Source organism: Mesotoga sp. (assembly GCF_035363035.1).
Taxonomy (GTDB): domain Bacteria; phylum Thermotogota; class Thermotogae; order Petrotogales; family Kosmotogaceae; genus Mesotoga.
Genome location: NZ_DAOSEH010000023.1, coordinates 13030 through 27780 on the forward strand (window position 1 = coordinate 13030; position 14751 = coordinate 27780).

11 protein-coding genes are annotated in these 14751 nt (G+C 51.5%); 10 read left to right on the forward strand and 1 reads right to left on the reverse strand.

The features are described 5' to 3' along the window. Positions 1 to 49 precede the first annotated feature (49 nt). Positions 50 to 982 (reverse strand): tRNA (guanosine(46)-N7)-methyltransferase TrmB, encoded by a 933-nt coding sequence (gene trmB / locus PKX57_RS05425; protein ID WP_472416330.1) that lies wholly within the window; start codon positions 980 to 982, stop codon positions 50 to 52. A gap of 163 nt (positions 983 to 1145) precedes the next feature. Between trmB and hpt the strand changes: the two genes are divergently transcribed. The 10 genes from hpt (at position 1146) to PKX57_RS05475 (ending at position 14726) form a co-directional block, all read left to right on the forward strand. Beyond that, the gene (gene hpt, locus PKX57_RS05430; RefSeq protein WP_213920878.1) at positions 1146 to 1682 is read left to right on the forward strand and encodes a hypoxanthine phosphoribosyltransferase; all 537 of its coding nucleotides are present in this window, start codon (positions 1146 to 1148) and stop codon (positions 1680 to 1682) included. A gap of 113 nt (positions 1683 to 1795) precedes the next feature. Next, on the forward strand, positions 1796 to 1990 hold the full coding sequence (locus tag PKX57_RS05435; RefSeq protein ID WP_214050038.1) for a hypothetical protein: 195 nt from the start codon (positions 1796 to 1798) through the stop codon (positions 1988 to 1990). A gap of 6 nt (positions 1991 to 1996) precedes the next feature. Beyond that, on the forward strand, positions 1997 to 2884 hold the full coding sequence (locus tag PKX57_RS05440) for a DegV family protein (RefSeq protein ID WP_213920876.1): 888 nt from the start codon (positions 1997 to 1999) through the stop codon (positions 2882 to 2884). Next, positions 2884 to 5241, forward strand: a complete 2358-nt coding sequence (gene recG / locus PKX57_RS05445) for an ATP-dependent DNA helicase RecG (protein WP_472416332.1) — start codon at positions 2884 to 2886, stop codon at positions 5239 to 5241. The genes PKX57_RS05440 and recG overlap by 1 nt, the downstream gene beginning before the upstream one ends. Beyond that, positions 5242 to 5817: an RsmD family RNA methyltransferase gene (locus PKX57_RS05450; RefSeq protein ID WP_213920874.1), complete on the forward strand. Its 576-nt coding sequence runs from the start codon at positions 5242 to 5244 to the stop codon at positions 5815 to 5817. After that, positions 5801 to 6280, forward strand: a complete 480-nt coding sequence (locus tag PKX57_RS05455; protein WP_213920873.1) for a Mut7-C RNAse domain-containing protein — start codon at positions 5801 to 5803, stop codon at positions 6278 to 6280. The genes PKX57_RS05450 and PKX57_RS05455 overlap by 17 nt, the downstream gene beginning before the upstream one ends. After that, the gene (locus PKX57_RS05460; protein ID WP_472416334.1) at positions 6252 to 8960 is read left to right on the forward strand and encodes a GAF domain-containing sensor histidine kinase; all 2709 of its coding nucleotides are present in this window, start codon (positions 6252 to 6254) and stop codon (positions 8958 to 8960) included. Before PKX57_RS05455 ends, PKX57_RS05460 begins: the two co-directional genes overlap by 29 nt. Next, the gene (locus PKX57_RS05465) at positions 8938 to 9288 is read left to right on the forward strand and encodes a response regulator (protein WP_213920872.1); all 351 of its coding nucleotides are present in this window, start codon (positions 8938 to 8940) and stop codon (positions 9286 to 9288) included. The genes PKX57_RS05460 and PKX57_RS05465 overlap by 23 nt, the downstream gene beginning before the upstream one ends. Before the next feature lie 27 nt (positions 9289 to 9315). Then, positions 9316 to 14049: an SLBB domain-containing protein gene (locus PKX57_RS05470; RefSeq protein WP_472416335.1), complete on the forward strand. Its 4734-nt coding sequence runs from the start codon at positions 9316 to 9318 to the stop codon at positions 14047 to 14049. 17 nt (positions 14050 to 14066) lie between these two features. Next, positions 14067 to 14726 (forward strand): CpsB/CapC family capsule biosynthesis tyrosine phosphatase, encoded by a 660-nt coding sequence (locus PKX57_RS05475; RefSeq protein WP_213922258.1) that lies wholly within the window; start codon positions 14067 to 14069, stop codon positions 14724 to 14726. Positions 14727 to 14751: the final 25 nt, after the last annotated feature.

A 14751-nucleotide genomic window follows, 5' to 3' on the forward strand; every position in this document is an offset into this window, starting at 1 on the left:
AAAAGCACTTTTGCCACACTCTGGAAGGGGCGCTTGCGCGCCCCGCTTTTTATCTTTGGACGATAGAGGCCAATCTCTTCACGGCCAGTTTAACGGCCGGAGTTCTGAAGGGTTTCGCCTGACTGTCTAGCTGGACCAGCCAGCCCGTTTCCTTGCGTACCAGGTTGATGTAGAATCTCTGGCTGTAATCGTTGTCGACTGTTATAGTTTCTACCAGGTAACTCTCTTCTACCATGGATTTGAAGGTCCTCAAAAACTTCACCAGAGATTCGCCCTCGATTATCGGAACGTTGTAAACCTCTTCCAGCTTTTCCATGTCGATTTCATCGCTCAACCATTTGTGAGGCATCTCTTCCTCCTTAAAAATACCGTAGCCAGCGTGACTGCCCTCGAGAGTGCTGTAAAGCCTGAAAATCTCTCTTCCCGCCGAGAGCCACTTGGCCTCGTACCTGGTGTTCACTCCCTCTGAGGGATTCTTTTCCATACTCCATACGCTGTACAGTCCGGTCGATTCCAGACTCGATGCCATCTCCAGCGCGAAGTCCTCCGAATCGGTGTAGAGTTGAAGAAAGCCGCCCTGCTTCAAAACTATCGATACCTTCTCCATGAACTCCCTGTCGTTCAGACGTCTTTGCGAGTGTCTCTTCTTGGGCCAGGGGCAGGGGAAGTTCATATAAACCCCCTCGAAGGAGGCCGGCGGAAGAATTCTCTCCAGCGCGAACTGTGCATCTATCAGGAGAACGCGAAGGTTTTTCAAACCTTCTCTAAGGGCGGATTTTAAGAGTTTCTGACAACTCACCATCGAGAGCTCCAGTCCGACGAAATTCGAACCCGGCCTGTTCTGGGCCATTTGAAGGAGGAACTCGCCCCCTCCAAAGCCGATTTCGAGGAAACTCGGACCGGCGCAATGGAAGAGTTCCTCGATCTTCAAAGGTACCTCGTATTCGGTCGCATCGATGAAATTACCCAGAAAATGATCCACTTTTCTCTCCCTTGAGTGCTCAGTGATGTACGTTTTTTTGCACCTAAAAGATTGTATCCGAAAGACGTTTCCATTTCCAGTATTTAAACTCGAAACCGCGAACGGGGCTATGCGTCGCGTTCGTTAATGATATAATTATCCTGACTCTCTGGAGGTGAACATGATGCACTTTGATCCTTCGAAAATCGAAGTACTGTATTCGGAAAAAGATCTCGAGAGAATTGTAGAACGGCTGGCGAACGAGATAAACGCATATTACACGCCCATCACCGACGAAATCACGGCCGTCTGCATTTTGAAAGGGTCCGTACACTTTTACAGCGATTTGCTCAAGAGACTCAATCTAAAAGTGAGATACAATTTCGTTCACGTTTCCAGTTATTCGGGAAGTTCAACGACCGGTCGGATACGGGTGAAGACCTGGGTGGACGAGTCGGTTACCGATAAATACGTCCTGCTGGTGGAAGACATCGTCGATACCGGTGGAACGCTTCGATACATAATAAACTACATATGGAAGCAGAAACCCGCCGGCGTGAAGCTGGTATCGCTCTTCGAAAAGACGATTCATGAGCACGGTGTTACCATAGACTTCACCGGCGACAGGATAGGAGATCTGTTCGTAGTTGGCTATGGATTGGACTTCGATGAAGTGTATCGAAATTTGCCGTATGTGGGCTATCTGAAGTCGGACTCGTGAACAGGGGAAGCATTACGGTACTGGTTATTTCGATTTTGCTTTTGTGTGCCTGCGCGATATCCGTTTCGTTCGTTCTGAAGAGTGTTCGTTCGTTTCGTGAGACTTGCAGGCTGATGGTAGAGGCTTCTGTCAGGAGAGGCGTCCTCGAGTCTGCCAGAAAGTTGCTGGACTTCAGCGTTGAGAAGAGTTGCGAGTTGTATCTTGAGATGAACGGTTACTCTCTGAAGACGGAGTTCGCGAGCGCCAGATGGTTGGTTCGGATAGAGGGTGGGGATTTCAAAAAGATAATATATGCCGAGGGTAGGTGACTCGCTTTGCTGGCTATATCCATAGATTCCGGATGTGCTCCGATCAAGGGATTTGTTGAAAAGCACGGACTGTTCATAATGGGCATGAAAGTGATAATAGATGAAAAAGAATACAGCGATAGCTTCGAGTTCCAGGAAAACGAGTTCTACAGAATAGTCGATTCTTCCAGAGACTTTCACACCGCGCAGCCTCCGCTGGGTCAGGTTCTCGAATACTACAACGACATCAAATCCAAAGGCTTCACGCAACTGCTCGATATACATTTTTCCTCGAAGATGTCGGGACTTTATGAAACATGCCTCATGGCCTCCAAGATGGTAGAGGGCCTGGAGGTGTACGTGGTGGATACCCGAAAGGTCTCCATAGGGGCTTTCCTCGTCTCCAAGAGGTTGATAGAACTGGCCGAAAGCGGAATGGAAATCTCAAGAGTGATGGAGGAAGTGTCGCGCGCGATAAGCAACTCTTTCATGGAGTTCAGCGTTCCGACCCTGAAGTACCTGATCAAGAACGGTAGAATAGGAAAGGCTCAGGGTCTCGCCGGGACTCTCCTGAACATAAAACCAATCCTCTCGGTTGACGATGAGGGGTATATAACTCCCATAGCCAAACTGAGGGGTATGAAAAAGCTCCAGGAACAGATGATTTCAAACGTTGTCGCATTTCTCCAGGAAAGAAGAAAAAACGTTGTTCTCTATTCCATATACGGGAGCGAGGAGTACCTTCCCATGATGGAGGAGACCCGCGATCGAGCGATAGTGTCTCTGAAAGAGGCGCTGGGAATAAGGCCGGAGGATCTGGAGTTGATAAACGGTCGTATCTGGCCCACCATCGCATGTCACAGCGGACCCGCCGTTTTCGGGCTGGCCTGTTACGGGGAGAAGAACGGTTCATAATGCTTCTGGAAAATTTCCTGGAGAACGCGGAGGAGGTTATTTCGCTTTTCGAAAGGGAAAGCGAAGAAGCTTCTCTTCACGCGGAACTAGTTAGGCTCTCGTCTCTGATCGATCCGGAAGAGTTCGAGTTCTTCCCTTCTTTGAAAGAGTACCTCGCGAAGTTCTTGACGTATTTCTCACCTCTGGACTCTCTACCCCGGGACAGAAGAATGACGAGGATAGAGAACGGCCACAAGATGATCGATAAGCTCCGCGAAATCTTCTTGAGCAGAAGCGAGGAAGAAATCCTGAGTCTTATAGGCAAGCCCGTTGCGGCCGCCACTTCGATCAAGTACGCCACCTCTGTCGGCGAATCGAGGTCGAAGATACTCAAGCGTATGGGAATAGAGACCGTGGGAGATCTCGTGAACTATTTCCCGCGCGACTACGAAGACAGGAGAACGATAGTGCCCTTGTCCTCGATAGCCGGCGAAGAGAAGGTCAGCATAAAGGGGAAACTCCTGAATTATTCGGTGAAAAAAGTCTCGGGTTACACCATCATTTCAGCCGTTGTGAGCGATGGCTTCGGTCAGATTCTTCTCAAGTGGTTCAATCAGGACTATATTCTACAGAGACTGGTGAAGGAACGCGTCTATCTGATACACGGAACGGCGAAGAAAACGCCTTTCGGCCCGCTGGAAATGAACTCGCCCGAAATAGAGGAGATAGAGGGAGAAGTACCCCGGGAGATCCTCCCGGTTTATTCCCTGACCTCGGGCATCTCCATGAACATGATGCGCAAGATAATGAAAAGGAACCTCGGGGTAGTGAAGTCACTCGACGAGTTGCTGCCCGATTTCGTCGGGAGTGAGAGAGAGCTGATGTCCAGAAGACACGCGATGACTTCGATCCACTTTCCCCTCAGCCTTTTCGAGATGGCAAGGGCCAGAAAGTATCTCGTCTATGAAGAGTTCTTCCTCTTCGAGCTGGCCATTCTCTACAACCGTTCCCAGCTGAGGAAAAGCAGGGGAGGCATCGCGAAAACCATCTCCGGCGAGCTCTCGAAAAAGCTGATCGTGAGACTGCCCTTCGAGCTGACGGGCGATCAGATCAAGGTCTTTGAAGAGATAAGGGAAGATATGAGGTCGTCCAATCCGATGAACAGGCTGCTCCAGGGCGACGTTGGTTCAGGCAAGACCATGGTGGCCGAACTGGCGATGGTGGACAATTTCGAAGCCGGTTACCAGAGCGCACTGATGGTGCCGACCTCGGTTCTGGCGATGCAGCATTTCGAGAAACTTTCCAGCGATCTCGAACCGCTGGGAATAAAGGTTGAACTGCTCACCGGTTCGCTCAAGAAGAGCGAGCAGGACCGAATCAGGCTCGGTCTGGTGATGGGGGAGATAGACATCGTCATCGGCACGCACGCACTGATACAGGAAGGGGTCGATTTCGAGAATCTCGGCTTGATCGTGGTCGATGAACAGCACAGGTTCGGAGTGAGGCAGAGGGAGGCGCTGACCACGAAGGGACACCTCGTCGATAGCCTCATCATGACCGCGACACCCATTCCAAGGACCCTGGCCATGACGGCGTACGGCGACCTCGATGTATCGACCATCATGACCATGCCCAAGGGGCGAAATCCAGTGAGGACGATGCTCATCTCCAGGAGCCGGACGCGTGAACTGCACTCCTTTATAATGGAAGAACTGAAGATGGGACACCAGATCTTCTTCATCTACCCTCTGGTAGAGGAGTCGGAGCAGATAGATCTGAAAAACGCCACCGACGAGGCGGAGAGGTTGAGAAGCGAGGTCTTTCAGGGCGTGGGCGTAGAGCTTCTGCACGGAAGAATGAGCGACCTCGAGAAGCAGGAAGTCATGGGGCGCTTTCGATCTAAGGAGAGCATGATACTCGTTTCCACGACCGTGGTCGAGGTCGGCATAGATATACCCTCCGCAACGGTCATGGTGATCGAACACCCTGAGAGGTTCGGGCTGGCCCAGCTCCACCAGCTCAGGGGCAGGGTCGGAAGGAGTTCGCTGAAATCTTACTGTATCATGGTCCTGGGTAGCGGAGTATCGAAGGAAGCGCTCGACAGGCTGCGCGATTTCTCCAGAACGATGGATGGTTTCACGGTTGCGGAACTTGACCTCAAATTGAGGGGCCCAGGCGAATTCATGGGGTTGAGACAGCACGGTCTGCCGCAGTTCTCGCTCGGCGACATAGTTAGGGACTCCGATCTGCTCATGGCCGCACGCGATGATGCTGCTAAATTGCTCAAGAACGATCCAAATTTGCAGAGTTTGGGCGCGTTACGCCTTGAGATAGAAAAAAGGTTCTCCGATAGCATCAACCTGATAGAGGTGGGATAGTTGTTGACGTTGACCGGCGGCGAATGGTCCCGCAGAAGGATAGAGGTAACGGAGAGAGAAGTGACACGTTACACCCCGCAGACAGCCCGGAAAGCTATTTTCGATATTATCGACGTGGAAGGGAAAAGTTTTCTGGACCCCTTCTCTGGGAGTGGCGTGATGGTCTTCGAGGCCCTTAGCCGACGTGCCGAACGGGCGACGGCTATCGACGTTTCGCGTACGGCATGCAAAACGATCCGGAGAAACATGGACCGTCTAGACCCTTCGATGAAGCTCGATATTCTCTGCGGAGATTTCCGTAGAATGCTGCCCCTCCTGGCGGCGAGGGGAGAGCGGTTCGACTTCGTTTTCGCAGATCCGCCTTTTGATCGCAACTATATGCCTCCCTTCTTGAAATCTCTTTTGGAGAACCGCTCAATACTAAACCGAGGCTCGCTGATAATAGTCGAAACCTCAGAGGAAGAATCGCTCTTCGCGGGAAGGGAAGAGATGGGTTTTTTGAAAATGAAAGACAGGAGGAATTACGCGAACGTGGTATTTACGTTCCTGGTGATGACAGATGAAGTTCCTCGTTGATGAATCGCTTTCAAAATTGGGCAGAAAGCTTAGAATACTGGGACTGGACACGGTCGTTTGCGGCTGGCAGACTTTTGACTCTTCGCTGACGGAGAGAGACATCTTTTTGACTACCAGCAAACGTTTTCTAGAAAGGGCCATTAAAAGCCACCTTCGCTGTTATCTTCTCAAGTCTAGTAACTGGAGGAGTCAGCTGAAGTCCGTCTTTCAGAGGTACTCAATTCGGGTGGAAGGTCTGAAGCCCTTCAGTCGCTGCTCGGTCTGCAACGGCGAACTGGAAGAGGCTTCTTCTGAGGATCTCTGCTCGGTTCCCGAGTACGTAATGTTGAACAACGAAAACCTGCGAAAGTGCAAAAACTGTGGCAGGGTTTACTGGAAGGGCAGCCACGTAGAACATATGAGGTCGCTCTACCGGATAGTCGCCGAGACGAGTGGTGATAAAACTGAACAGAGTCCATTTTGAAACCTCGCACGAGAAGATAATACAGAGACTAATGAAGAGGATCTCAGAGGGTTTCTCGGAAGATGTATCTCTGTACATTCTCGAAAAATACAAAGGCGTTTACAAAGAGATTGCATTCGGAGAGAAGCTCCAGAGGTCCGGCCGGGAGATAAGGCTTGAATCGAACGAATCGCTGGAAGAGTTTACCTCCGGCCTCTTCTCTGGAACCGTCACGGTGCACAGTCGCTTGGATTCAGCCGAGGAGTCGAGGGATCTACTCTTTTTGAACCACGAGGGCGATCCGCTCGGGCTGCTCTCACTTCCGCGTGGCTCGTCTATAGCCAGCACCCTGAAAGGATGGATTTCCGAACTGGAGATGGCGCTCCACTATTCGCTGACACGTAACTACGAACAGGAAGGTTACAGAAGACTGAAGCTGGTATCGCGCCTCACGTCCGTACTTGAGAGCGAAACGATGATAGAGCGTCTGATCTACTCTTCTATGGAGGTCGCCAGAGAAATGCTAAGGGTGAGGTGGATCTTCTTTCTGGAGCAATCTGGAAGTAAATTCGCTCTGAAGGCCGCGATCGGGGAAGGCAGGAGTCCCCTGAAAAGCATCGAGTTCCAGCTTTCCGTCCAGCAGCTGGACTATCTGACTTCAGGAAGGCTGTTCGTTTCGGCGAAAAAATCGGATATATCCTCGGTTTTCTTCGACGACGGGGCAGCGGTGGGATCTTTCATCGTCGTGCCTCTACTCTCCGAAGGCGATTTCATAGGCTTCTTTCTGGCCGCCGACCGGGAGGAAGTGGAAGGGGAATTCAGGCCTTACAGACATCTGGATGAGGAAGACGTGAGATTGCTCGATGATGTCGGCCGGAGAATGGGCGTCGCAATAAGCAAGATCCGGCTGACTTCAAGGCTGGAACTGGAAGTCAGAAAACTGAAGCAGCTTGGCAAGAAACACGAAGAATCGATAAGCGAGCAAAAGGATCAGCTGTTCAAGCTGGGCGCGCTCCACAAGATATCTCAGGCTATGAGGAAGAGCCTAGATTATGAGAGGATAGTGAGTATTCTCCTGGTCGGAGCGACACATTCTGCGGGCCTGAGGTTCGACAGGGCTTTCTTTCTAAAGAAAAACTCGCGCATGGCTCTTCTGACTGTGGAGGCAAAGGTCGCGAGAGACGAAGGCGGAGAGTTCGAAAGAGCAGTGTACGGAGATCTTTCGAGATATCTGCAGTATGTTTCGCTAGAACGTCACTTCGTTACCGATAAAGATAACCACATTTCCGTTTCATATCTTGGGAATATGATTCTCGAGAGAGTCGTCAACCGTCGAAAGATTGTCCATGTAACACCCGACATGGGCCGGTTCAGAAGCGAAGAGCTCTCCATGCTCAACAAAATAGTCGGAACGCAGGATTATTTGGTGGCGCCGGTTTCCGGGGAAAAGGACGTTCAGGGTGTCATAGTGGTCGATAAGGCCCTGACCGGAAACAAAATAAGTAACGCCGACACGGAAATACTGGGTCTACTGGCCGATAGCGCCGGTGTGGCGCTAGAACTGACGGGGAATTACGAGAGGCTGCTGGAGATAACCGACAGCCTCGAGAAGGAGAGAAACCTTTCCAATTACTACCGAAAATTCGTGTCCAGCATTCTTCAGTCTCTCGAGTCGTCGATTGTGGTCTGTTCTCCGTTCGGAGAGATAACCGAGGTCAACCGCACCGCCGAACTCTTGCTAGATGCAAAGCGCGAGGAGTTGATCGGTAAGAATGTCGAGATTCTGACCGGAAAACTGGAAGGCGTCCTGGAGTTGCTCTTCGACGTTTTAAGAATCGGTGAAACTATAACGCTCAGCGATCAGAGATTCGAAAGTCTCGGCGAAAGATACTTCGACGTAAAGATAACTCCTCTCAGACAGGACAGCGGAGGACATCTCGCCGGCGTGATTATCTCCATGGACGAAGTGACCAGGCGCAGAAAGCTTGAACAGGAATTCAAGAGCAGAGAAAAGCTAGCCGCCCTCGGTGAGATGTCGGCCAGAGTCGCCCACGAAATCAGGAATCCCATCACGATAATAGGTGGATTCATCAAAAGAATGGCCGCTACAAACGATAGGGAAAAGATGGGAGAATATGCGACAATATTGAGAGAAGAACTCGGAAGACTCGACGGTATAGTGAGGGAAGTGCTGGAAATCTCCAGAGCAAGAACCAGTATCCAGGAAGAGGGATTCGATCTTCTGGCACTTACGAAAGAGGTGCTGGACGGCTTTCAAGAAAGAGCTCAGGAAGATAATGTTAAGTTAATTCTGGAATCGAAAGAAGAGAAGCTGGAATATTACGCAGATAAAAATAGAATCAAACAGGTTATAATCAACCTTGTTCAGAACGCGATTGAGGCATCTGAACATTACGGAGAGGTGCTTGTCAAGATAGATAAAGATCCTAGAAACGTTGTCTTTTCGGTATGGAATAGTGGCAGAGTCATTCCTCAGGAGATTCTGAAGAGAATATTCGAACCTTTCTTCACAACTAAAACTCTGGGTACCGGTCTGGGCCTTTCGATATGCAGGAAGATAGTTCAGGAGCACGGAGGCGAAATTGAAGCCGAAAGCGGGGAGAAAGGCACTGTGTTCACCTTCAGATTGCCGGTTCAAAAGATTGGGAGGTTTGATCGTGAAAAAAATACTTATCGTTGAAGATGAGAAAAACATGAGATTTCTCTTAAAGGAAGAGCTAAAAGAAGAAGGTTACGAAGTGACCGTCGCAAGCAACGCCCAGGAGGCCGAGAAAATCCTCGACGGCGGAGTTCGCTTCGATCTCGTTACGATAGATATAGAGATGGAAGGGATGAACGGCCTCGAACTGGCCGGCCTCATGAGAAAGCGGTTGCCCGACTTGAAGATAGTTCTTCTCACGGCCTACACGCATTACAAACACGATCTCTCTTCCTGGGCAGCGGACGCTTACATCGTGAAATCACCGGATTTTTCCGAATTGAAAGCGTTGATAAGAGAACTGATATAGGAGAATTTAAAGAGAGGGGGACATAAAATGCACTTAAAAAAGACGATCATGATTGTGCTTCTGGCACTCCTGCCCATTCTAGTTACGGCCTACAAAATCAGACCGGGTGATGTTCTTTATGTTTCGGTCTATGGTTCCGCAGAGCTGTCGGGAGAAATTGTCGTGGGGCCGGACGGCACCGCGTCGATACCACCGCTGGGCAGCGTGGCGGTGCTGGGCAAGACGCTCGAAGAGGCTGAGTCGCTTTTATCTGGTAAATACCTGAGTGGAGGAATTCTGGCGACGAGGCCACCGGTGACGGTCTCGGTAAAATCTTACGCGCCTTTCATGTTCTACGTTCTCGGAGAGGTTAACAAGCCTGGTGCAATAGAATGGAGGAAGGACAGTCTTACCGTATCGCAGATGATAGCTCTGGCCGGAGGGCTGAAGGACGGGGCAGACCTTTCCGCCTCCTTCCTGGTCGAGAGCAACGGAAATAGAAAGCATATAGACCTCTCTTCTTTTTTGGTCGGCGGAGAGGCATCGTCGATGACACTGGCCGAGGGTACGACGCTTTTCATACCTGCCGGTGCCAAAGCCTGGATCAGGAGCATCGGAGAGTTCAGATCCCCTGCCCTGATAAGGTACAACCCGGGGTTGACACTCACCCAGGTGGTTGCCCAGTCGGGCGGACTGACGGAAAACGCCGACGGAAATGAGATCTTGATAATAGGAGAGGGCGTTCAGGGTGGAAAAAGGGTGGTCGATCTCAACTCAGTGCTCTCCGGTGTCACAGTTGACCCGTTGATCCCAGCGGGTAGTATAGTGGTCGCCAACGACTCCTCCGTTAAATCGGTGAAGTTGCTGGGCGAGGTGGGTTCGCCGTCGTCGATAAGTTTCAGGGATGGACTGACCCTGATTCAAGCCATTGGGCAGGCCGGCGGTGTCAAATCCGGCGCCGGGAGCCAGCTGTTTATAATAAGGGGCGAGCTCTCTGAACCTTTGAGAATCGAATTGATCCCTCTATTGAGAGGTGAGATCAAGGATGTGCCACTCAAACCGGGAGACACCATCTTCGTTCCGCGTGAAAGCGAGAAGTTTGTTTACATCTCCTCGCCGACCTTCGGAGGAAAGGTGGAGTTCGGCGTCGATGAGTCGATCACCCTGGCCAACGCTCTGGTGAAGGTGGATTTGTACAACCCGGCCGGCGACGAGAGCTTAATACTGGTAGAACCATCTGGAGAGCGTGTAGAAGTTCGTCTCAACGAGGACAGGATCCTTCAATCGGGTTCTATGATACTCGTTAGCGGCGGTGTTAAAAGCGTTTATATCGCCGGCGAGGTCAACTCTCCGGGTATGATGCAGTTCGGAAATTTCGACGAAATCACTCTGGCCAAAGTGATATCGAGGGCCGGCGGCTACACCGAAAAGGCCGGTGGCGTGGAGATAATCTCTCCCGGTGGAAAGTCGGTCTATTCGACTGAACAGGCCTTGAGGAGCGATGTGAAGCTCTCTGTGCAATCGATAGTCCTTGTGGGGAGGGTCGAAGAGAGATACGTGTATGTCGTGGCTCCGGGGAGCGGTGGGAGGATAGATTTCAAGGAGAATGAAAGTTTCACTCTGAAGAATCTCCTGGCCAGGCTCAACCTTCTCAACCTGAACTCCTCAAAGGAGATCGAAGTTATAGAGCCGTCGGGGAAGGTCAACGCGGTGGCCGCCTCGCGGTTGAAAGAGAGTGATCTGCCGCTTCAGGCAGGGGCGATCGTCATCGTGCCCGAGATGAGTTCGTGGGTTTACGTCTTCGGAGAGGTGTCCAGACCGGGAAAGATCGAAGTCGACGGAGAAGATCTCACACTCACCAGGGTGCTTAGCTCAAGCGGTGGATACACGGGGGTGGCCGACATATCGAGCGTGGAGGTTCTCTCGGCCGGAAAAAGTGTGAAAGTCAATCTGCAGGAGATCCTCAAAGGCAGTATCCCCGATGTCAAAATAGAATACGACGATCTTATATACGTACCCAGACTGGATAACAGGTTTGTTTACATTGTGTCGCGCAACAAAGGAGGAAAGGTCGATTTCGGCAGCGGCGAGAATATCACGCTGAGGAACGCGCTGGCCAAGCTCAACCTGGTGGAAGTGTCCTCGGAGAAGACCGTTCGTGCCATAGAGCCAGACGGGAAGGTCACGGAAGTGAGCATCAAATCTCTTGAGAGCGCCGATGTGGTGATCGAGACCGGTACCATAATCTTCTACCCGGAACCGTACAGCACGGCTTCGGTGCTTGGACAGGTCAGGAACCCCGGAACGGTCACGCTTCAACCGAATGTTCCTTTCACACTATCCAACATCCTAGCGGCCGCCGGCGGCTTCACAGAGCGGGCCGATGAAAAGAGAATAACCGTCATGATCACCGACAGTTCATCGGTGACCACGTACGGTATGGATATCATTTCCGGCGGGAAGACCATATACATAAAAGATGGTTCTACCGTCTTCGTTCCGGAACTCGAGAGCTCCTACGTGTACGTTATCGGGGGCGTCAAGGCTCCCGGCGTCAAGACTCTCGATCACGACGGAGACCTCCCCACTGTTACGAAGGTCATCGCGCTGGCCGGCGGATTAATCGATCCGACCGCGGGAAGCGTCGAGATCGTTGAGAACCAGAGCAGACAGAAGCTTGACCTCCAGCGGATAATGAGGGGCGATTCTCCCGACGTTAAGATCGCTTCCGGCTCGGTTATATACGTGCCGGAAATCCCCGGGAAGTACGTTTACATAGTATCCGACAGCGGCGGTGGAAAGGTCGATTTCAGCTCCAGCGAGTCTATGACGCTCAGAAACGCCCTGGCCAGGGAGAATCTGCTCGATCTCAACTCCGACGGCAGGGTGACGATCATCTCTCCCGACGGAAGCAAGAGGGAGAGAATTCTCTCCGATCTGAAGGAGAGCGACATTTCGCTCCAGTCGGGTTCGATAATACTCTATCCCATCACCGACAGGCAGATCTATGTTCTCGGGGCCGTTAGAAGTCCGGGGACGGTTCTCTTCAAACCCGCCGAGAAGCTGACCCTATCGACCCTCATAGCCAGGGCTGGCGGGACTACCCCCGAAGCTCTGGTGTCGAAAGTCCAGATTACCGACCAATTTGGCAGGACCACCACGATGGATCTTGAAATGATTCTTCAGGGCAAGGCCCTGGACGTGAAGCTTGAGGATCGGGCCTTCGTGTATGTTCCTGTTTATGAACCGGTAACGGTAAGTGTTCTGGGCGAGGTGCGCAGCCCAGGTCAGGTAACCTTTTCAAAGACCGAGATCCCCGGTCTGCTCCTCGCGATTTCGAAGGCCGGAGGTTTGACCGATGAGGCCTCTTCGGAGATCAAGATCGTCGGTCTGGAAAACCAGTCTTACTGGCATCAACTCATGGAAGGTCAGGACATAACACTGAAAAACGGCCAGACCGTATTTGTGCCCGGTGGAGAAAGATACGTCTACATAACCGGTGAAGTTGCCTCAACGGGCAGATACGATTTCACCGCTGAAGAGAGAATGACGGTCATGAGAACTATTACGAAGGCCGGAGGAGCGAGAGAGACGGCCTCCGACGAGCTTAGAGTTGTTACGCCCTCGGGGCAGGTCATACCCGTGAAGCTCTCGGAACTCCTTTCGGGAAAGAGCGATGCGACTCTCGAAACAGCCAGCACGATCGTAGTTCCGAAGAAGGTAACCAGAATAACCATTCTGGGAGCGGTTAGAAATCCCGGAATGTACACTTTCAACCGCGACGAGAGTTCGTCCCTCGTCGATGTTGTCGCGAAAGCCGGCGGTCTTACTGACCAGAAGAACGTCAACAGAATTCTGGTCCAGAACGCGAACGAAATCAGGGAATTCGCCGTTGCCGCCCTGGAGAAGAGGGGTGACAACCTTCCCGATAACGCCTTTGTTTACGTGTCCTCACTCGAAGCTGCGTATGTTACGGTGCTAGGAGACGTTCCGAAGCCGGGAAGGTACTCCCTGGAAGGCACCCAGCCTGTATCGGTGGCCGAGATAATAGCTATGGCCGGAGGACTCGGAAACACGGTCAACACGTTGAGCGTCATATCGGCCGACGGCAAGATCAAGCTGCTGAACGCTCTCAAGACCGAGGAGCTCACCAGAAGCTTCTTACAGAATAGAGACACGATTATCGCCCTGAAGAATTATGATTCTTACGTGTCGATAATCGGCGATGTGAAATTCCCGGGCGTCTTTTCTATCGGTGACTACGGAGAACTGACACTGGCCGAACTGATCACGATGGCAGGCGGCTTCAACAGCCTCGAATTCAGCAGAAGGGTGCAGATACAGAGCACCGGGAAGACCGAAGAACTGACCGTCGGACCGGATAACTTCCTGCTCCTTTCAACTAGAGAACTGGAACCGGGATCGGTTATCTTCGTGCCTTATATACAGGCACAAAGAGTTTACGTCTTCGGAGAGGTTCTGAGACCGGGAGTGGTGAAATACCTCGAAGGTATGACAGCGATAGAAGCGGTTATAGAAGCAGGCGGCCCGACCAGCTACGCGGTTCTAGGCAATGTACTCCTCTTCCAGGATCCCCAGAAGGAACCTATGGTGCTCAACCTGGACCAGCAGAAGGGCAGCCCCGTGAAGGGAAACGTGAAGCTCGTTCCCGGAAATATAATTTACGTTCCGCAATCATCGATCGTCAACATTAAGGATATAATGTCAATCGTTGCCTCGTCACTGAGTATAGTGAACTCGGCGGTCGGGATCTTCAAGTGATTGAGTGAGGTTGAAGCGTGAACATAGATCTACACACCCATCTCTTGCCGGGAGTCGACGATGGCAGTCCAGATATGGAGGAATCGCTAAGGATTCTCGAGAGAATGAAGGCAGGGGGCGCAGAGAGGGTTTATCTGACCCCCCACCTTTATTCCCCGCGCACTCCAACCGATATTGGTGCGATCAAGGAAAGCTGGAGGAAACACTCGGCTCCTCTCAACTCCTCGGGGGTGGAGGTGCTGCTGGGTTCGGAGGTTTTTTTGAGACCAGAAGCACTGACCGGCGAAGTAATTACTATGGGAGAGACGGATGTATTGCTTGTAGAGCTCCCCACCAGCGCAAGGCCCCATTACCTCATAGAGGCCATAGAGGTCCTGCAGAAGAGGGGATTCAGAATCGTTCTGGCACATGTGGAGAGGTACGGTTTTCTTTTCAAAAAGAGCCTTCTCCCCTTTTCCAGGAGTAAACTTGAAGATGAAGTGTATCGCCTGAAAGATATGGGTGTTCTTTTCCAGGTAAACTGGGACAGCCTCAAAGATGGGCGTACAGGTTTGCTCCTGGAGAAGAGAATGGTTGAAACTATTGGTAGCGATAAACATCACAACAGGGACGGAAGGGGAGTTATAGATTTCTCCTCTGAATCGGCAAGTCAATTCATAAATGATTATTATCTGTGATCGGAGGTGCACCTGTGAGCGAGCT

Bases quoted from the DNA above. Each gene is read 5' to 3' on its own strand.
- hpt (WP_213920878.1), top strand. From the start codon at position 1,146: ATGCACTTTGATCCTTCGAAAATCGAAGTACTGTATTCGGAAAAAGAT.
- PKX57_RS05435 (WP_214050038.1), top strand. From the start codon at position 1,796: ATGGTAGAGGCTTCTGTCAGGAGAGGCGTCCTCGAGTCTGCCAGAAAG.
- recG (WP_472416332.1), top strand. From the start codon at position 2,884: ATGCTTCTGGAAAATTTCCTGGAGAACGCGGAGGAGGTTATTTCGCTT.
- PKX57_RS05455 (WP_213920873.1), top strand. From the start codon at position 5,801: ATGAAGTTCCTCGTTGATGAATCGCTTTCAAAATTGGGCAGAAAGCTT.
- PKX57_RS05470 (WP_472416335.1), top strand. From the start codon at position 9,316: ATGCACTTAAAAAAGACGATCATGATTGTGCTTCTGGCACTCCTGCCC.